General features: G+C 65.6%; 7 protein-coding genes. 3 read left to right on the forward strand and 4 right to left on the reverse strand.

What is annotated here, in order from left to right; translation table 11 throughout:
• Positions 1 to 8 precede the first annotated feature (8 nt).
• Genes dsbD through dsbG form a run of 3 tightly spaced genes read left to right on the forward strand, consistent with a single transcriptional unit; the run spans position 9 to position 3,351 of the window.
• Positions 9 to 1,745, forward strand: a complete 1,737-nt coding sequence (gene dsbD, locus M1B34_RS20850; protein WP_268266117.1) for a protein-disulfide reductase DsbD — start codon at positions 9 to 11, stop codon at positions 1,743 to 1,745.
• Positions 1,745 to 2,608, forward strand: coding sequence for a TlpA disulfide reductase family protein (locus M1B34_RS20855; RefSeq protein WP_268266118.1), 864 nt, complete (start codon positions 1,745 to 1,747; stop codon positions 2,606 to 2,608). The genes dsbD and M1B34_RS20855 overlap by 1 nt, the downstream gene beginning before the upstream one ends.
• A complete protein-coding gene (gene dsbG / locus M1B34_RS20860) occupies positions 2,584 to 3,351 on the forward strand; it encodes a thiol:disulfide interchange protein DsbG (RefSeq protein WP_268266119.1) in 768 nt (255 codons plus the stop codon). Before M1B34_RS20855 ends, dsbG begins: the two co-directional genes overlap by 25 nt.
• A 328-nt stretch (positions 3,352 to 3,679) precedes the next feature.
• Here dsbG and M1B34_RS20865 read toward each other — a convergent pair whose 3' ends face one another.
• The 4 genes from M1B34_RS20865 to M1B34_RS20880 all read right to left on the reverse strand — a co-directional run bounded on the left by M1B34_RS20865 (position 3,680) and on the right by M1B34_RS20880 (position 20,070).
• On the reverse strand, positions 3,680 to 4,729 hold the full coding sequence (locus M1B34_RS20865; protein ID WP_268266120.1) for a hypothetical protein: 1,050 nt from the start codon (positions 4,727 to 4,729) through the stop codon (positions 3,680 to 3,682).
• A 68-nt stretch (positions 4,730 to 4,797) separates the two neighbouring features.
• On the reverse strand, positions 4,798 to 5,844 hold the full coding sequence (locus M1B34_RS20870) for a hypothetical protein (RefSeq protein WP_268266121.1): 1,047 nt from the start codon (positions 5,842 to 5,844) through the stop codon (positions 4,798 to 4,800).
• Positions 5,845 to 5,893: 49 nt separating this feature from the next.
• Positions 5,894 to 6,931, reverse strand: coding sequence for a hypothetical protein (locus tag M1B34_RS20875; protein ID WP_268266122.1), 1,038 nt, complete (start codon positions 6,929 to 6,931; stop codon positions 5,894 to 5,896).
• A gap of 110 nt (positions 6,932 to 7,041) precedes the next feature.
• Positions 7,042 to 20,070: a non-ribosomal peptide synthetase gene (locus M1B34_RS20880; protein ID WP_268266123.1), complete on the reverse strand. Its 13,029-nt coding sequence runs from the start codon at positions 20,068 to 20,070 to the stop codon at positions 7,042 to 7,044.
• Positions 20,071 to 20,257 lie beyond the last annotated feature (187 nt).

Raw genomic sequence — 20,257 nt, forward strand, 5'->3', positions numbered from 1 at the left:
GCTGGGTCATGGCGCGTTTGTTTATTGTTCTGTTCATGTTGTTGTCGAGCCTGGCTCAGGCGGGGGCCAACCCGTTCGAGGTCAAGGCTGAATTCCTGCCCGTGGGCAAAGCCTTTGTCTTCACCTCCCAGCGCCTGGACTCGGGGGAAACCCAGCTCTATTGGCAAATCGCCGACGGTTACTACCTCTACCAGAAGCGCCTGAAATTCGACGGCCTGCCCGAGGCGCAAAAGCCCGCCCTGCCTGAAGGCGAGGCCCACAGCGACGAGTACTTTGGCGACCAGCAGGTCTATCGCCAGGGCCTGGAACTCAAGCTCCCGGCCAACGCCAGCGGCACCCTCAAACTGGGTTGGCAGGGCTGCGCCGACGCCGGCCTGTGTTACCCGCCGCAAACCCTGGAAGTCGACCTCGGCAGCAACCCGGCCACCAGCGCCGTACCAAGCGCTGCCCAGGCCAGTGACCAGGCCCTGGCCAGCGGCCTGCAACAGCGCAGCCTGGGCTGGAACCTATTGCTGTTCTTCGGCCTGGGCCTGTTGCTGGCTTTTGCTCCGTGTTCGTTGCCGATGCTGCCGATCCTCGCCGGCCTGGTGGTGGGCAGCGGCGCCGGCCCGCGACGCGGTTTGGCCCTGGCCGGCAGCTACGTGCTGTGCATGGCCCTGGTCTACGCGGCCATGGGGGTGCTGGCGGCCCTGCTCGGCGCCAACCTGCAAGCGGTGTTGCAACAGCCCTGGGTGCTGGGCAGCTTCGCCGGGCTGTTCGTGCTGCTGGCCCTGCCGATGTTCGGCGTCTTCGAGCTGCAATTGCCGGCGGCCCTGCGTGACCGCCTGGAAAACGCCAGCCGCCAGCGCCAGGGTGGCAGCCTGATTGGCGCGGGAGTGTTGGGCGCCCTGTCGGGCCTGCTGGTGGGCCCATGCATGACCGCGCCCCTGGCCGGCGCCCTGCTGTACATCGCACAAAGCGGCAATGCCCTGCACGGCGGGCTGATCCTGTTGGTCATGGGCCTGGGCATCGGCCTGCCGTTGCTGTTGCTGGTGACCGTGGGCAACCGCTTCCTACCCAAACCCGGCCCCTGGATGAACCTGCTCAAGGGGCTGTTCGGCTTCCTGTTCCTGGGCACCGCCATCTACATGCTGCGCCCGGTGCTGGCGGACCCACTGTGGATCGGCCTGTGGGGTGCCCTGGCCCTGGTCCTGGCCTATGCCGCCTGGCAGCACCGGGCGACTGCGGGCCGCGCCATGCACCTGATCGGCGCCGGAGCCTGGCTGCTTGGCCTGTGGGGCAGCCTGCTGGTGGTGGGCGCCGCCGGTGGCAGCGACAACCTGTGGCAGCCGTTGAAGGTGTACAGCGGCCAGCGCCTCGAAGCCCCGGCGCTGCATGCCGACTTCACCGCCTTCAAGGACCCCGTTGCCCTGCAAAGGGCCCTGGACGACGCCCAGGCCCAGGGCCAGTGGGTGCTGCTGGACTACTACGCCGACTGGTGTGTGTCGTGCAAGGTCATGGAAAAAACCGTGTTCGCCCAACCCCAGGTCCGCGACGCGTTGCAAGGTGTGCGCCTGCTGCGCCTGGACGTGACCACGGACAACGCCGACAGCCGCGAGCTGCTCAACCGGTATAAAGTGCCGGGGCCGCCGAGCCTGCTGTGGATCGGCCCGGACGGCGCAGAACGACGCAGCCAGCGGATTACCGGCGAGGTAGGCGCAGCTGAGTTCCTCCAACACTGGACCCTGACCCGGGAAGCTCGTTGATGCTGACCTTTACCATCGGCACCTTCGCCATTGCCCTCAACCACCTGCTGCTGATCAGTGCCCTGGCCCTGGCCACTCTGGTGGGCTGGCGTGTGGCCAAACGCGGCGGCGATAACCCCGAGTCGGCGCTGTTCAGCCTGTTCCTGCTGGGCATGCTCGCCGCGCGCGTGAGCTTTGTGCTGGTGTACTGGAAGCATTACCGCGACGACCTGTGGCAGATCGTCGACCTGCGGGACGGTGGTTTCCTGGCCTGGCCCGGGGTCTTGTTCATGCTGGTCGCGGCGCTGGCCTGGGGCTGGCGCCGCTCGGCCCTGCGCCGGCCCCTGGCCGCCGGGGTGGTCAGCGGCCTGGCGTTCTGGCTGCTGGCCAGCCTGTCCCTGAACCTCTATGAACAAGGCTCGCGTCTGCCGGACGTGGCCCTGCGCACCACCAATGGCGACAACGTGCAACTCACCGACTACCAGGGCGGGCCACTGGTGATTAACCTCTGGGCCACCTGGTGCCCACCGTGCCGGCGGGAAATGCCGGTGCTGGAAAAAGCCCAGCAGCAACGCCCGGACCTGACCTTCCTGTTCGTCAACCAGGCGGAAAGCATGCAGAGCGTCAGCACCTACCTGGCCACCCAGGACCTGAGCCTGAGCAACGTGCTGTTCGATGGCAGCGGTCGCCTGGGCAAAGCCGTGGGCTCCATGGCCCTGCCCACCACCCTGTTCTACAGTGCCGATGGCCGATTGCTGGGCAGCCACCTGGGCGAGTTGTCCGAAGCCAGCCTGGCCCGGGCCCTGGAAAGTTTCGGCCCGCTCAATCCCAACGCGCCCGCCCCCACAAGGAAATCGCCATGCCTGTCATCCGCCACCTGCTGAGCCTCTCACTGGGCGCCGCCCTGCTGCAGGTGCCCCTGGCCCAGGCCGAGGAACTGCCGGCGCCAATCCGCCAGATCGAAGCCAAGGGCGCCAAGATCATCGGCCGCTTCGACGCCCCGGCCGGTCTCAAGGGCTACGCCGCCCAGTACCAGAACCGCGGCATGACCCTGTACCTGACCGCCGATGGCCAGCACGTGCTGCTGGGCAACCTGTACGACGCCAACGGCAAGGACCTGAGCGCCGAGCCGCTGCAGAAACTGGTCTACGCGCCGATGGCCAAGGAAGTCTGGGGCAAGATGGAAAACAGCAACTGGATCGCCGACGGCAAAGACGATGCCCCGCGCATCGTCTACCTGTTCAGCGACCCCAACTGCCCGTACTGCAACCTGTTCTGGGAACAGGCGCGGCCCTGGGTCAACGCCGGCAAGGTGCAGTTGCGGCACATCATGGTGGGCATCATCCGCGAAGACAGCCCGGGTAAATCCGCCGCCCTGCTCGCCGCCAAGGACCCGAAAAAGGCCCTGGCCGATCACGAAAAAGCCGGCAAGGCCAGTTCGCTGAAAGCCCTGGCCAAGATCCCCGCGGACGTCCAGGCCAAGCTCGACGCCAATCTGAAGCTGATGCAAGAGCTGGAGCTGTCGGCCACCCCGGCGATCTTCTACCTGGACAGCAAAGGTGAGCTGCAACAACAGCAAGGCGCCCCCTCGCCAGACAAATTGACGCAGATCCTCGGCCCGAGATAAACCGCGAAAAGTTGCTTGGCTTGAGGGCCCTATCGCTGGCAAGCCAGCTCCTACAAGAGCAGAACGCCTTCAGCCCCGCGCACGCACGGCTGCCATAACGCAGAAACAACGGGCAGAAAAACCCAGGACTGTTTATGACAACGGTGCGCCGACATGACCGGACTTGCACTTCCGAGCCATCGTTTGAGCGATGGCTCCAATACACTCGCCCGACCTTGAGGCGCACTCAGGCGGTCCGCAGTTCCTCGAAAAAAACGCTACAAAAGAAAGCGAACAAGCGCCGTTTCAGACAGCCTTAAACGCCGTGACAGAGGGCCAGACAGGCTCATCAGTAGTATTCGTTGGGCCCTTCGCGGGCCAGGATGTTTTCCAGTTCGCAGGTGTCGGCCCGCGCCTCAAGAAGACCGCTGACCTGATCGATCCACACCTGTTCCGACGCGATCCCCGCCCAAGACTGGCTGCCAAAACCGTGGTAAGGCCGGTCGTCAAAGGTGCTGATCAGCAATTGGTTGAGGCGCCCGGTCTCGAGTTTTTTGCGCTGGATCTGCACCTGCAGGGCACCCATCACCTTCTGCTGCTCCTGCGGGTTGGGGCGATAACGGGTGAGGCGCGGCGAGCCCAGCACCAAGAACTCCGGTGGCAGGTTTTCATCGATGGCCGCCTGCAAACGGTAATGACCGTCGAGGATCAGGTAGGCATTCAGGCCGCTGACGTACCACAGCAGCACGGGCGGCAAGGTGCCTTCGCGGGCTTTTTTGCGCCACCACTTCAGCCGCCCGGCCTGGGGGTCCACACCATGCAGGCCGACCACCGCGCCCCCTTGCTCCCCCAACTCGATCCAACGCGCCGCGCCGGGCTGCTGATTGTCGAGGATCGTGTGACCGCGGAGCGACCACTGCGGCATATGGCTCAGAGCGTCTTCGCCACCCTTGAAGTACCAGGCGTCGATGCCCTCCAGCAGTGGCCGCATCGGCTTGAGGGATTCCGGGCGCAGGGCCCGCACCAGCCAGTAGCCTGGGTAAAAGAAGTCCGGCTGGTGCCGCAGCAATTGCTCGACGAAGAAGCGGCTCCAGGCCTTGAGGCGCAGAGCCGGGTCAAGGCGGGCCTGCTGCTCCACCAGGGGCGAGTCGATGGGGTCCACCAGGGTTTGCGGCAGTTGTTCCAACAGGTCATTGCGCACCAGCCACACGCCGTAAAGGCAGCGGGACATGGTGCCCCAGAGCAGGGTGTGCTCGCCCAAAACCAGTTGCATGCGTCGGTTGTTGCCACTGAGCAGGCGCAAGGCCGGCTTGCCGCTGGCCGGGCGCTTCACGTCCACCCCCAGGCCTTGCCAGTGCCCAGCCAAATCCTCGATGTCTCGCCAAAAAATCTGTTCCACGATCGTCCCTAATGCCTAAGCTGCCCTGCGGTAAACGGGCGCGACTATAACAGCCTTATCGCCGCCTTCTACAGCGGGTGCTGGCGGCCAATCACCGACTCTGCCTGATCGCCCAGCCCCTGCTCGGTGAGGCAGCGCCGTACGTCTTCGCACCACTGCGGTTCCGAATCCGTGCTGGCCCAGGCATGGGTGACGCAATTGTATTCAGGCCGGTCGTCGAAGGCCTGGATCAGCGCATCGTTAACGCTTTCGATGTAGGTCAGGCGATTGCGTGCAGGGGCGTCGCCCCGTTTGAGCAATGAATCCAGCACCCGCTGCTGGTGTTCGGGGCAAGGGCTGATGGGGTCCACCTGGGTGGCACTGAGGACGATAAACGACGGCGGCAGGTTCTCGTCGATGGCGGCCTGCAAACGGTAATGGCCGTCGATCACCACATAGGAATCCAGGCTGGCGACGAACCACAACAGGATCGGCGGCAAGCAGCCCTCACGCGCGGTCTTGCGCCACCACTTCAAACGCCCGGCAACAGGGTCCACCGGGTGCAAGGTGATCAGTTTCAGGCCACTGGGTACCCAGTTCAGCCACTGCACGCTGCCGGGTTGCTGGGTGTCGAGAAAATTCGCGCCGTCCAGGCCGAAGCCCGGAAGGTGGTGGTGGGCATCATGGATGGGCCTGAAAGACCAGGCCGATAGCCCGTTGCGCTCAATCACTCGGCGGTTTGAGCCCTCGGGGGGCAAGGCGCGGGCCAGCCAAAACCCCGGGTAGAAAAAATCGCCGAGGTGTTCGCTGAGCTGGCGCACAAAGAAGCGGCTCCAGGCCTGGAGCCGCTGTTCGGGGGCCAACTGAGCATGGCGTTGCACATCGGCCGCATTAAGGCCCGGCAACAACCTGCCCTGCTCCCAGCCATGGGGGTTCTTGACCAGCCACCAACCGCTGCAGTTGCGCGCCAGGGTGGCCCAGAATAGTGGGCTTGATCCCAGCATCAACCTGATCCGCCCGTTGCTGTACGCCTGCACATGCAAGGCCGGCCTGGCCACGGCGCCCTCGACCTGAAACCCCAGGCCGGCCCACTGGCCTTGCAGGTCTTTGAGGTCGTGCCAGTGAAGCGACTGCATAGGTCGTCCTTGATGCTGTGCGGCCCTGACGGCGGGCGGACTCGTCTGCTTACCCATGGCGAGCAATCACCGCCTCCACCTGATCGTCCAGCCCCTGCTGGGTCAGGCAGCGCCGTACTTCTTCGCACCACTGCGGTTCCGAATCCGTGCTGGCCCAGGCGTAAGTGGCGCTGCGGTACTCCGGGCGGTTGTCGAAGGCCTGGATCAGTACCCGGTTCAGGGTTTCGGTGCTGATGAGTTTGTTGCGCGGCACGGCGTCGCCACGCTTGCTCAACGAATCCAGCACCCGTTGCTGGTGCTCGGGGCACGGGGTGACTTCTCGTAGCTGGGTGGCGCTGAGGACGATAAAGGCCGGGGGAATGTTCTCGGCAATCGCCGCTTGCAGGCGGTAATGACCATCGATGACCACGTAGGACGCCAGGCCGCCGACGTACCACAACAGGATCGGCGGCAGGCTGCCTTCCCGGGCTTTCTTGCGCCACCACTTCAGGCGTCCGGCCAGGGGGTCGACGGGGTGCAGGCCGACCAGCTTGCCGCCGCCGTGCCACCAGTCGATCCACTCCAGGGTCTGGGGTTGCAGGTTGTCGAGGAAGTCTTTGCCGTACAGGTACCAACGGGGCAACGGGCTCAGGGGGTCCACGACGGAGGTAAAGCGCCAGCCGTCCAGACTGAGAGGGGGGGCGCTCGCGTCCGGCAGCAAGCCCTGGGCCAACCAATGCCCGGGGGTAAGAAAGTGCGCGTTGCCTTCGCCGAGGCGAGCAACGAAATAACGGCTCCAGGCCTTGATCCGCAACTCAGGTGCCAACTGCGCGTGCTGTTCGACAGTGGGTGAGTCGATGGGCGCGATCAATCGGCAATCAGGCGCATCCGGCGCCGGGTTGCGCACCAGCCAGACACCGCCGTGGTCGGTCGCCAGGGTGGCCCAGAACAGCGGGGTGTCGTCGTGCATCAGCTTGAAACGGGCATTGCTGCCGCTGCGCAGGTGCAACACCGGCCGGCCCGCCGGAGGGTGCTCGACCTCGACGCCCAGGCCGCTCCAGCGCCCCTGGGAATCTTCGATATCACGCCAATACAGTTGTTCTGCCATCGTCCCTGACCCTTGAATGAAAACGCCCGGCTCAGGTACTTGGACCTGGGCCGGGCGCGATCATAGCAGAGGGTTTGGAGCCCTTAGCACCGGCAAGCCGACGCCGGCCGTTACAAGCCCTCCAACTCGGCCATCAGGTCGCTCAGGCGGTCGACCTTTTCCTCACTGATGGCATTGTCCCCCAGGCCCTCGATGTACTCGGCCAACTCCTGCACCGTGCTGCATTCGAACATGGCCCGCAGGGGCACGTTGCGTTGCAGGGTTTTCTGCACCCGCGAGGCGATCTGCGTGGCCAACAGCGAATGCCCGCCCAACTCGAAGAAGTTATCGTGCACCCCGACCCGCTCGACCTTGAGCACCTCGGCCCAGATGTCGGCCAGGGTCTGCTGCAGCTCGTTGCTCGGCGCCTGGTAGTCCTGGCTTTGCAACTGGCCGATCTCCAGGGCCGGCAGGGCCTTGCGGTCGAGCTTGCCGTTGGCGTTCAGGGGCAGCCGCTCCAGCCACAGCCAGTGCAGCGGCACCATGTATTCCGGCAGCTCGACGCGCAGGCGCTGCTTGATGCGCTCCAGTCGCTCGCTGGCACTCAGGCCCGATTCGCCGGCCCCTTGGCTCTCCACCAGGTACCCCACCAGGTGCTTGCCGTTGACCCCTTCCTGCACCGCCACCGCCGCGTCACGGACTTCCGGTTGCTCGTGCAGGCGGGCTTCGATTTCACCCAGTTCGATGCGGTAGCCGCGAATTTTCACCTGATGGTCGATACGCCCGACGTACTCCAGCACACCGTCGCTGCGACGCCGTGCCAAGTCGCCGCTGCGGTACAGACGCTCGCCCGGCGCACCGAACGGGTTCGGCACAAAGGCCTGGGCGGTGCGCAACGGGTCGCTGACATAACCGCGCCCGACCCCGGTGCCGGCCACGCAGAGTTCACCGACGGCGCCCAGGGGCACCAAGTCCAGGGCACCGTCCACCAGGTACAACAGGTTGTTGTCGGTGGGAGTGCCAATCGGCAGGTAACTGCCACGGGTCGACGCCAGGTCCACACGGTAGAAGGCCACATCGTCCGAGCACTCCGCCGGGCCATAGGCGTTGACCAGGCCGATCTGTGGATAACGCAGCAGCCACTGATGGGCCAGTTCCGGTGGCATCGCCTCGCCGGTGGGCAACATCCAACGCAGGCCGTCGAGGGGAATCGACTCGTGTGCCAGCATGCCCTGGATCAGCGACGGCACGCTCTCCAGCACGCTGATGCCCTGGGCCTGCACATGCTCCAGCAAGCCCTGGGGATCGTGGGCAATGGTGTTCGGCACGATGTCCACCCGAGCGCCAAACAGCGGTGCGGCAAGGAACTGCCAGACCGAAATATCGAAGCTCTGGGACGCGGTCTGGGCGATCACATCGGCCTCGCTCAGTTGCAGGTACGGCACCTTGCTCAATTGGTTATTGAGCATGCCGCGCTGCTCCACCATCACGCCCTTGGGCAGGCCGGTGGAACCGGAGGTGTAGATCACGTAGGCCAGGTTGTCCGGGGCGCTGTAGCGGCCAGGGTTGTCCTCGGCATAGTCGCCGTTCTGCACCTCATCCCAGACCAGCAAGCGTGGCCGGCCGGCACAGCCAAACTCGTCCAGCAGGGCCTGCGCCTGTTCACGGCAGGCTTCGGTGCACACCAGCATCGGTGTGTGGCTCAGCTCGATGATGCGCCCCAGGCGCTGGCTCGGCAGGCCCGGGTCCAGGGGCAGGTAACCAGCCCCGGCCTTGAAGCTGCCGATGATCATGCCCAGCAGGTCCAGGCCGCGCTCGGCCAGCAGGGCCACCGGCTGGTCGAAGCCCACGCCCTTGCTCAGCAAGGCATGGCCCAGGCGGTTGCTGCGCCGGTTCAACTCGGCGTAGCTGTAGTGCTGATCCAGGCAACTGGCGGCGATGCGCTGTGGATAAGTCGCCACCTGGGCTTCGAACAGCTCCACGTAGCTGCGCTCCAACGGGTATTCATGCGCGCTCTGATTGCAGCCGTGCAGCAGGAAGTCCTGCTCCTCGTCACCCAGCAGCGGCAAGTCGGCCATGTCGCCGTGGAAGCCCTGGACCAGGGCCAGCAGCAGGCGCTTGAACTCGCCGAGCATGCGTTCCACGGTGGACTCGTCGAAATAACGCTGGTCGTAGGACAGGTGCAGGCCCAGGTCGTCCCCCGGGTAGCACACCGCGGTCAGCGGGAAGTTGGTGTGGGTACGACCGGAATCCGAGGTGGCATTCAAGCTTTGCGCACGGTCCAGCACCGAGACTTCAACCGGTGCGTTCTCGAACACGAACAGGCTGTCGAACAGCGGCTGGCCCTTGGGCAGTTCGCTGGTTTCCTGGATCGCCACCAACGGCAGGTATTCGTACTCGCGCAGCTGCATGTTGCTGTCCAGCAAAGCGCTGAGCCATTGGCGCACGCTGCAACGCTGGCCGTCTTCCGGCAGTTGCACCCGCAGGGCGACGCTGTTGATAAACAGGCCCACAGTGCGCTGCATCTCGGGCATGTCCACCGGACGCCCGGCCACGGTGACGCCGAACAGCACGTCGCGATCACCGCTCAAGCGGCGCAATACCAGGGCCCAGGCCGCCTGGGCGAAGGTGTTGATGGTCAGTTGATGCTGCTGGGCCAGCTCGCGCAGTTGCGCGCCGTCCCGGGCATCCAGGCGGGTGTAGCGGTCGCCCACCACCATGCCGCCGCTGTCGCCGGCGTGTTCCCGCAGGAAAGGTCGGTCGCTCGGAATCGGCGTAGTACGCTCGAAGCCTTGCAGGTTGTCGCGCCACCACTGGCGCGCCTCGGCCAGGCTCTGGCGTTGCAGCCAGCCGATGTAGTCGCGGTAGCGCGGCGGCACGGCCAGTTGCGCTTCGCGGCCCTCGCCCAAAGCGGTGTACAGCTCGAAGAAGTCATTCATCAGCAACGAGCGGCACCAGGCATCGATGAGGATGTGGTGGTTGCTCATCATGAACCAGTACCGCGCCGCGCCGACCCGGATCAGCCGCAGGTGGAACGGGGCCTGGTTGAGCAAATCGAAACCGGCTTCGCGCTCGCTTTTGAGCAAGGCTTGCAGCTTGGGTTCCTGCTCGGCCTCGGCCACCGCCGTCCAGTCCAGGTACTCGATGGGCGTGCTGCCCGGCTTGTGGATAACCTGCAGCATGTCTTCGCCGACGTTCCAGCAGAACGATGCGCGCAGTGCTTCGTGACGGGCGATCACCGCTTGCCAGGCCTGGGCGAAACGCTCCGGGTCCAGCTCGCTGTTGATGCGGTAGCGGTCCTGCATGAAGTACAGGCCGGTGCCGGGTTCCAGCAAGGTGTGCAAGAGCATGCCTTCCTGCATCGGCGTCAACGGGTAAACGTCTTCGATCTGCGCCGCCGGCACCGGCAAGGCGTCCAACTGCGGCTGGGTCAGGCGCGCCAGGGGGAAGTCCGACGGCGTCAGGCCACCGGCCTCGTCTTTCAGGCAATGGCTGATCAGGCTTTGCAGCTCGCCCAGGTAGGCCTGGGCCAGATCATCGATGGTCTGGATGTCGAAGCGCTCGGCACTGAAGGTCCAGCGCAACACCAACTCGCCGCCATACACCTGGCTGTCCACGCTGAGTTCGTTGGGCAACGGCGCGTCCGGCGAATGGGCCGCGCCCATCGGCTCATCCAGGGGCCGGAACAGCGCGTCCTGGCCGAAACTCTGGTCGAACTGGCCCAGGTAGTTGAAGGTCACCGGCGCAGCCGGCAGGCCCGCCAGGGTCTGGCGGCACAGGTCATCGGCCAGGTAGCGCAGCACGCCATAGCCCAGGCCCTTGTGCGGCACGCCGCGCAGTTGCTCCTTGATGGCCTTGATCGAGGCGCCCTGCCCGGCCGCTTCTTCGATCTGCAGTGGAGTCAAGCGCAGCGGATAGGCGCTGGTGAACCAACCGACGCTGCGGGTCAGGTCGATGTCATCGAACAGGGTTTCGCGGCCGTGGCCTTCAAGCTGGATCAATGCCGATGCTTGCCCGGTCCAGCGGCACAGCACCCGGGCCAGGGCGGTCAGCAGCAGGTCATTGACCTGGGTGCGGTAAGCCGCCGGGGCCTGTTGCAGCAGTTGCCGGGTGTACTCGGCGTCCAGGGTCACGCTGAGGCTGTGGGCGTGTTTGTGCTGCCGGCCGCCTTGCGGACGCTCGCACGGCAGCGTCAGGCTCGGGCCCGCCAACTGCGCCTGCCAGACGCTCAGTTCCTCACGCAGCGACTCGCTGCCGGCATAGGCCTGCAAGCGCGCCGCCCAGTCCCGCAGGGCACTGGTCTTGGCCGGCAGGCTCAACGGCTGCTGCGCCTGCAACTGGCGGTAAGCCGTTTGCAGGTCTTCCAGCAGCACCCGCCAGGACACGCCATCGACCACCAGGTGGTGAATGGCAAGCAACAGGCGTTGCTCGCCTTCGGGCCCGTCTGCCAGCACGGCACGCACCAGCGGCCCGTGTTCCAGGTCGAGGCTGCGCTGGGCATCGGCGAACAGCTCGGTGCAGTGAGCCAGGCTCGGCACCCGCACTTGCCACAACAACGGTGCATCGCTCAGCGGCTGGTGCTCGGCCCGCCAGGCACCCTGCTCTTCAGTGAAGCGCAGGCGCAGGGCGTCATGCTGTTCCAGCACCGCCAACAGTGCCTGTTCCAGGTGCTGGGCGTTCAGGGGTTGGGTCGGCTCCAGCAGCAACGCCTGGTTCCAGTGCTGGCGTTCGGGGATGGCACTGTCGAAGAACCAGTGCTGGATCGGTGTCAGGGCCGACTCGCCGCTGAGCAAGCCTTGCTCCGCGCTCACCTGCTGGCTGCGACTGGCCACAGCGGCCAGGGTTTGCACGGTCTGGTGCTGGAACAGGTCGCGCGGGCTGAAATGAATGCCCAACTGGCGTGCCCGGCTGACCACCTGGATCGACAGGATCGAGTCGCCGCCCAATTCAAAGAAGTTGTCATGCAGGCCGACCTGCTGCAGGTTCAACACCTCGCACCAGACGCGCGCCAGGGTCTGCTCCAACTCGTTGCTCGGCGCCACATATTGCTGGCGATTGAGGCTTGGGTCCGGCATCGGCAAGGCCCGACGGTCCAGCTTGCCGTTGGCGGTCAGCGGCATGCTGGCCAACAGCAGCAGGTGCGTCGGCACCATGTAGTCCGGCAGTTGGGTCTTGAGCTGGGCCTTGAGTGCTTCACGCAGGGCGGCCTGTTGTGCCTCGTCGGCCTCGGCCACGTCGCTGACCAGGTAGCCGGCCAGCTGTTTGCCCCCCGGCATGTCCAGGGCCAGCACCACCGCTTCACGCACCGCCTCATGCTCCAGCAGGCGGGTTTCGATTTCCCCCAGTTCGATGCGGAAGCCGCGGATTTTCACTTGGTGGTCGACCCGGCCGATGTATTCCACTTGGCCGTCGGCGCATTGGCGCACCAGGTCGCCGGTACGGTACAGGCGACCGCCGTCGGCACTGAACGGGTCAGCGACAAAGCGCTCGGCACTCATGCCCGGCCGCTGGTGGTAACCCTGGGCCAGGCCCGCTCCACCGACAAACAGCTCGCCGGTGGCACCCGGGGGAACCAGGGCCAGGTCGGCATCCAGGATGTAGGCCACCCGGGCCCCCACCACGGTGCCGATGGGCACGCTGGCCACGCCGTCCGCCAACTGCTCGGGCGCCAGGCTGGCCAGGGGCATGACCACGGTTTCGGTCGGCCCGTAGGCATTGAAGAACAGGCTCGGCGTAAAGGCCGCGCGAATCCGCTGCAGGTGCTCGCCGGTCAGGGCCTCGCCGCCGGTGATGCACATGCGCACCGGCAGGGTCTGGTTCTGGGTCGCCAGCCATTGGGCCAATTGGCTGCCGTAGCTGGGGGTAAAACCGAGGATGTTGATCCCATGCTGGCGGATCAACTGGCAGATTTCCTCGGCGTCCCACTGCCCTTGAGCGCGCAGCACCACATGGGCGCCACTGAGCAGCGGCACCAGCAGGCGCTCGGTGGCGGCGTCGAAGTTGATGGAGTAGAAGTGCAGCTCACAGTCGTCCGGGCGCATGCCGAAGCGCTGGATCACCGCCTGGCAATGCATGGCGATTTCACCCTGGGACACCACCACGCCCTTGGGCTTGCCCGTGGAACCCGAGGTGTAGATCAGGTACGCCTGGTGCTGGGGCAGACTGATGAATGACGGCTCGTCGCTCGGGTAGCCGGCCAGAAGCGCGCCATCCTCTTCCAGGCACCAGCGGCCGACACCGACCGGCAGGTCGCCCAGGGCGCTGAACATCGCCGCGTCGCTGAGCAGCAGGCCAACGCCGCTGTCTTCGATCATGTAGTGCAGGCGGTCCAGGGGGTATTCCGGGTCCAGGGGCACGTACGCGCCGCCGGCCTTAAGGATCGCCAGCAGGCCGATGACCATTTCCAGGGAGCGTTCCAGGGCCAGGCCGACCCGCACTTGCGGGCCCACGCCGCGCTCACGGAGCATCCAGGCCAGGCGATTGGCCCGACGCTCGAGTTCGGCGTAGCTCAGGGTCTGCCCTGCAAAGGTCAGGGCCGGGGCGTCCTGGCGCACCCGGGCCTGCTCGCTGAACAAGCGCTGGATGCACTGGTCAAGGCGATGCTCGCCCGGCTCGCGGCCCAGGCTGTCGAGCAGGCCCTGGCGTTCGGCGTTGTCGAGCAATGGCAGTTCGCACAGGCGCTGCTGCGGATCGGCCAGCAAGGCCTCCAGCAGGTTGCGCCAATGGCCGGCCATGCGAGCAATGCGTGGCTCGTCGAACAGGTCGGTGCTGTAGGTCAGGCAGCAACCCAGACGATGATCCAGGTCGGTGACTTCCAGGTTGAGGTCGAACTTGGTGGCCCGGGCGTCGTTGACCAGGTATTCCACTCGCATGCCCGCCAGTTGCCGGCTCTGTTGGAACTCCCAGCGCTGAACGTTGCACATCACCTGGAACAGCGGGTTGTACGCGGCGCTGCGCGGTGGCTGCAGGGCTTCTACCAGGTGGTCGAAGGGCAGGTCCTGGTGGGACTGGCCTTCGATCACGGTGTGGCGGACCTGGTCGAACAACTGGCCGACGCTCATCTGCCCGTCGAGCTGGCAACGCAGCACCTGGGTGTTGAGGAAGGCCCCGATCAGCCCTTCACTTTCCGGACGGATACGGTTGGCCACCGGCGCGCCGATGCGCAGGTCGGTCTGGCCGCTGTAGCGGTAGAGCAAGACGGCCAGGGCCGCGGTCATGGTCATGAAAAGGGTCAGGCCATGCTGGGCGTTGAAGGCCCGCACCCGGGCCGCCAAATCGTCGCTCAGATCAAAGCGGTACAGCTCGCCCTGGTGACTTTGCACCGGCGGCCGTGGGCGGTCGCTGGGCAATTCCAACAGTGGGTGTTCGCGGCCCAGTTGCCCGGTCCAGTAATCGAGCTGACGCTGACGCTCGCCGGATTCCAGCCACTCACGCTGCCACACGCTGTAATCCAGGTACTGCACCGGCAGCGGTGCCAGGGGCGACTCGCGCTCATCGATAAAGGCTTCGTACAGGGCGCTGAGCTCCCGGGCGAAGATGTCCATGGCCCAACCTTCGGTGACGATGTGGTGCAAGGTCAGCACCAGGTAATGCTCTTGCTCACCAGCCTTGACCATGCAGGCGCGCAGCAGCGGCCCGGTTTCCAGGTCGAAGGGCTTGTGCGCTTCGCTGTCCGCCAACTGCTGCAGGCGTTGTTCACGGGCCGCAACGTCCAGGGCGGAAAAATCCTTCCAGTCCATGCGCAGGCCGGTTTGCCCATGCACTTGCTGACGGGCCACGCCGTTGACGCTGGGGAACGTGGTGCGCAGGGTTTCGTGACGCATGATCAGGGCTTGCAGGGCCGCTTCGAAGCGCGCGACATCCAGTGCCCCGGTAAAGCGCGCCATGCCGCCGACGTTATAGGCCGGGCTGTCGGGCTCCATCTGCCAGAGGAACCACATGCGCTGCTGGGAATAGGACAACGGCACTGGCTGGCTGCGATCCACCTGGGCGATCGGCAGTTGGCTGTTGCGCTGACCGGCAGCCTGGATCAGCCGCACCTGCTCGGCAAAGTCGCCCAGCTCGCTGGCCTCGAACAAGGCCCGCAGCGGCAGCTCCACATCGCAAGCCTGGCGGGTGCGGGAAATAATCTGGGTGGCCAGCAAGGAGTGGCCGCCCAAGGCAAAAAAGTCGTCCCGCAGGCCGATGCGCTGCTGGCTCAGCACTTCACGCCAGATAGCCGCGATCTGCTGCTCCAGCGCGGTGACCGGCTCGACGTGCTCACGTACCTGCCATTGCGGCTCCGGCAGGGCCCGGCGATCCAGCTTGCCGCTGGGGCTCAGGGGCATTGCGTCCAGACGCAGCAATTGCGCCGGCACCATGTACTCCGGCAGTTCGGCGGCCAGGGCGGTTTTCAGGCGGCTGTTTTGCGCCTCTTCACTTTCACTCGAGTCCTGGGCGGTGTAGTAGCCGATCAACTGTGGGCCGGCCGCGCTCTCGCGCACCAATACAGCCGCCTGGGCCACGCCGTCCTGGACCAGCAGGTGCGCCTCGATTTCCTGGGGCTCGACACGAAAGCCGCGCAGCTTGACCTGCTGGTCGAGGCGGCCCAGGTACTCCAGGGCGCCGTCAGCATTCCAACGCGCACGGTCACCGGTGCGGTACAGGCGCGCGCCCTCTTCACTCAAGGGGTCCACGACAAAACGTTCGGCGGTCAGCGCCGGACGGCCCAGGTAACCCCGGGCCAGGCCCAGGCCACTGATGCACAGCTCGCCGGGCACACCGGCCGGAACCGGGTTGAGCTCGGCGTCCAGCACGCGGCAGATCACGTTGGCCAGAGGCCGGCCGATGGGCGAACGCTCGCCGTCTTCTGGGCGGCAGTGCCAATGGGTGACGTTGATCGCGGTTTCCGTCGGGCCGTAGCGGTTGTGCAATTGCACCTGGGGCAAGTGCTCCAGCAGGCGGTTGCGCAATTGCGTGGGCAAGGCTTCGCCGCCGGAGAACACCCGACGCAGGCTGGCGCACTGGGCAGCCAGGGGCTCGTCGACAAACAGCTGCAACAGCGGCGGCACAAAGTGCAGGGTGGTCACGCCATAGGCTTGCACCAACTGGGCAATGCGATGGGGGTCGCGATGTTCTCCCGGCGCCGCCAGCAGCAGGCGGCAGCCGGTGATCAGCGGCCAGAAGCATTCCCACACCGACACGTCGAAGCTGATGGGCGCCTTCTGCATCAGCACATCGCTGTCATTGAGGGCGTAGCGGCTCTGCATCCATTGCAGCCGCTCACTCAAGGCGCTGTGGGTGTTGCCCACGCCCTTGGGCTGGCCGGTGGAACCGGAGGTGTAGATGACATACGCCAGGTTGTCCCCCTGCAGGTGCAGGCCCGGCGCGTGGCTCGGCCAGCTGTCGAGCTTGAGGCTGTCCATGGCGATGGCGCTTACACCTTCGGCCTGGGGCAGTTGGGGCAGCAAGTGGGTCTGGGTCAGAAGCAGTTCGACGCCGCTGTCATTGAGCATGTAAGCCAGGCGCTCGGCGGGGTAATCCGGGTCCAGGGGCACGTAAGCGCCGCCGGCCTTGATGATCGCCAGCAAGCCGATCAACAGTTGCGGCGAGCGCTCGGCGGCGATGGCCACGCACACATCAGGGCCGACGCCCTTGTCCCGCAGGTAATGGGCCAGGCGGTTAGCCTGGGCATGCAGTTCGGCAAAGCTCAGTTGCCCACCGTCCCAGACCAGCGCCGTGCGCTCCGGGGTCAGGCGCAGTTGCTCATTGAGCAACTCGGGCAGCCACTGGCTGGCAGGCGCTGCGGGTGCCACGCTCCAGTGCTGTTGCTGGGTGTGCTCGGCGGCGCTGAGCAAGGGCAGATCGCCCAGGGCCGTGTCCGGGCGTTCGCAGGCCTGTTGCAGCAGGCTGACAAAATGCTCCGCCAGGCGTTCGATGGTGGCGGCCTCGAACAGCTCGTCGGCGTAGTCGAACGCCAGGCTCAGACGGCCGTTGCGGTCTTCATCGCTATGCAGTTGCAGATCGAACTTGGCTTCGCGGCTGTGCCACGGCAGCTCTTCGGCGAGCAGGCCCGGCAGGCGGCGCAAGGCGCTGAGGTCCCGTTGCTGGTGGTTGAACATGACCTGGAACAGGCCCTGTTCACGGCCTTGGGGGAAGGCTTCCAGCAGTTGTTCGAAAGGCAGGTCCTGATGGGCCTGGGCACCCAGGGCCGCCTCACGGGTACGGCCGAGCAACTCGGCAAACGGCAGGCGCCCGTCCAGCTCGGCGCGCAGCACCAGGGTGTTGATAAAGAAGCCGATCAGGCCTTGGGTTTCCAGGCGTGGGCGGTTGGCATTGGGCACGCCAATGCGGATATCGCCCTGGCCGGTGTAGCGATGCAGCAGGCTCTGGAACGCCGCCAGCAGCAGCATGAACGGCGTGGCGTCATGGGCCTGGGCGGTCTGGCGAACGGCCTGGCTCAGGCTCGCACTCAGGCGCAGGCTATGGCGGGCGGCGCTGCGTTGCACTTGGGCCGAACGCGGGTGATCGGTGGCCAGGTCGAGCACAGGCAGCTCATCCCCCAGTTGCTGCTGCCAATAGGCCAGTTGCCGCTGGCCTTCGCCCTGGGCCAGCCATTGGCGCTGCCAACTGCCGTAATCGGCGTATTGCAGGGCCAGGGGCGCCAGTTCCAGGGACTGGCCCTGGGAGGCTGCGGCATAGCATCGCGAGAACTCGTCGATCAGGACATTCAGCGACCAGCCGTCGGCAATGATGTGGTGCAAGGTCACCAGCAACTGATGCTCGTCCTCGTCCAGGCGCACCAGGGTCACCCACAACAGCGGGCCTTTTTCCAAGTCGAACTGGGTGCGGGCTTCCTGTTCGCGAATCTGCTGCGCCCGAGCCTCACGCTCGGCTGGCGGCAGGTCGCTGAGGTCGATGACTTGCAGGTTGAATTCCGCCGCTGCATCCACTTGCTGCAAGGCGTGGCCGTCGCGTTCGAAGAAGCGCGTGCGCAGGGATTCGTGGCGTTCGATCAGTTGCTGGAAGCTGGCACGCAGGGCCTGTTCATCCAGCTCGCCACGCAGGCGCAGGCCGCCGGGAATGTTGTAGGCGTGGCTGTGCGGGTCCAGTTGCCAGGTGATCCACAGACGGTTCTGGGCCAGGGATTGGGGCAAGGGTTGCTGGCGCGCCAGGGCCTGGATATCGCCCTGGGCCTGGCCGCCATCCTGTTGCTGACGTGCGATCTGTTCACTGAAGGCTTCAAGGGTCGGGGCCTCGAACAACAGGCGCAGGTTCAGCTCCAGGCCCAAGTCTTCACGCAGGCGCGCCAGGACCTGGGTCGCGGCAATGGAGTTGCCGCCCAGGAGGAAGAAGTGGTCGTCGGCCGCCACCTGCTCCACCTGCAATTGCTCGCACCAGATAGCCGCGATGCGCTCCTGCAAGGCCGAGCCCGAGGGCGCGGTGGCCGGCGCTGAAGAGGCCTGGCGATCGGGAAATACCGCGTAGCTGTCGAGACTGCCATCGGCCAGGCGGTTGCGGCAGGCGGAACGCTGCAACTTGCCGCTGGAGGTTTTCGGCAAAGCCCCCGGGTTAAGCAGGACCACCACACTCGGCGCTTCCTGGTAGGCCTCGGCCACGGTCTGGCGCAGGGTCTTGATCAGCGCTTCGGGGGAGAGGATTTTCTGCACGCTGCGGCTGATTTCCGCGGCGATGCCGATGCCTTCATGGCCCTGCTCCTGCACGGCGAAGGCCGCGACCCGGCCCTTGCGCACCACTTCCACTTCGCGCTCGATGGTTTGCTCGATGTCCTGGGGATACAGGTTGTGGCCGCGAACGATCAGCATGTCCTTGAGGCGCCCGGTGATAAACACCTCGCCCTGGTGGATAAAGCCCAGGTCGCCGGTGCGCAACCAGGTGCGCCCGGCATACTGGACAAAGGTCTTGGCGGTGGCTTCAGGGTTGCGCCAGTAGCCCAGGGCGATGCTCGGGCCGGCGGCCCAGACTTCACCGACCTGGCCGTCCGCCCGTTCCGTGAGGCTGGCCGGGTCCATCAACAACACCGCGTGTTCCGGCTGGCTGGTGCCGCAGCTCATCATCACCGTGCCGCTTCCCGGCTCGGCGCGGTTCTGCGCCAGGGCCTGATCGTCCAGGCCCAGGGCGGGGATGCCCTGGCCACGGGTGCCGCCGGCGACAAACAGGGTGGCTTCGGCCAGGCCGTAGGAGGCAAGGAAATTGTTCGAGGTGAAACCGCACGGGGCGAACTTCTCGGCAAAACGCTCCAGGGTGTCCTGGCGGATCGGTTCAGAGCCCGAATAGGCCACGCGCCAGCCGCTCAGGTCCAGGCGTTCCAGGGCCGACTCGCTGACCCGCTCGCTGCACAGGCGGTAGGCAAAGTCGGGACCACCGCTGATGGTGCCGCCGTATTGGCTGATCGCCTCCAGCCAGCGCAACGGCCGGGCCAGGAAGTAGGCCGGCGACATCAACACGCAAGGCACACCGCTGAAGATCGGTTGCAGCAAGCCGCCAATCAGGCCCATGTCGTGGTAAAGCGGCAGCCAGCTGACGATCACGTCGTCAGGGTTGAGATCAATGCCAAAGCCGCGGCGGATCAACAGTTCGTTGGCCACCAGGTTGCCGTGGCTGACTTGCACACCCTTGGGCAAGGCGGTGGAGCCGGAGGTGTATTGCAGGAAGGCGATGTCATCCGCCTGCAGCGTCGGCTCGACCCAGGCCTGGGCCAGGCTGGCCTCCAAGGCATCGACGCAGAGCAGTTGCGGTGCGTCCTGGGCATTGAGTTCGTCCATCTGCAACAAGGCTTCGCGCACCGCGCTGCTGGTCAGCAGCAAGCGCGGTTCGGCATCGGCCATGATCGACAGCAGGCGTTCCTGATGGTGGCGACGGGCGGACTCCGGCGGATAGGCCGGCACCGCGATCACACCGGCATACAGGCAGCCAAAAAACGCGGCCACATAGTCCGGCCCACTGGGGAACAGCAGCACCGCGCGATCGCCCACCTGGGCATTGGCCTGTAGGGCACTGGCGATGGTCCGCGCACGCAGATCCAGATCCCGATAGCTGAGCACCACGTTCTGTTCCTGCTCTTCGGCAAGGAAGCGCAAGGCCACTTGGTCGGGGGTCTGCACCGCCCGGCGTTGAAGGGCTTGAGCCAGGGTGCTGGGGAGTTCGAACGCGTCCGTCATGGGGTTTCCTGCCAGGAGAGTGCATGCCATTGGTATCGGGATCCAGGGCACCACGCAGGAAATAATCCCTTAAAAAACAAAGCCTTGATTACTCACCCAAGGCTTTGTACAGGCTGCGCGGCGGGGCTTTTGGCCCGGAACCTTTCACCAATGAGAACGGATGACGTCTTGAAATAATTAGTCTGCA

Origin of the sequence: Pseudomonas morbosilactucae (assembly GCF_023241715.1) — a bacterium.
GTDB lineage: Bacteria > Pseudomonadota > Gammaproteobacteria > Pseudomonadales > Pseudomonadaceae > Aquipseudomonas > Aquipseudomonas morbosilactucae.

What these genes read in the sequence shown, in the direction of transcription:
- M1B34_RS20855 (WP_268266118.1), top strand. Translation starts at nt 1,745, where the DNA reads ATGCTGACCTTTACCATCGGCACCTTCGCCATTGCCCTCAACCACCTG.
- M1B34_RS20875 (WP_268266122.1), bottom strand. Translation starts at nt 6,931, where the DNA reads ATGGCAGAACAACTGTATTGGCGTGATATCGAAGATTCCCAGGGGCGC.
- dsbG (WP_268266119.1), top strand. Translation starts at nt 2,584, where the DNA reads ATGCCTGTCATCCGCCACCTGCTGAGCCTCTCACTGGGCGCCGCCCTG.
- M1B34_RS20870 (WP_268266121.1), bottom strand. Translation starts at nt 5,844, where the DNA reads ATGCAGTCGCTTCACTGGCACGACCTCAAAGACCTGCAAGGCCAGTGG.
- dsbD (WP_268266117.1), top strand. Translation starts at nt 9, where the DNA reads ATGGCGCGTTTGTTTATTGTTCTGTTCATGTTGTTGTCGAGCCTGGCT.
- M1B34_RS20880 (WP_268266123.1), bottom strand. Translation starts at nt 20,070, where the DNA reads ATGACGGACGCGTTCGAACTCCCCAGCACCCTGGCTCAAGCCCTTCAA.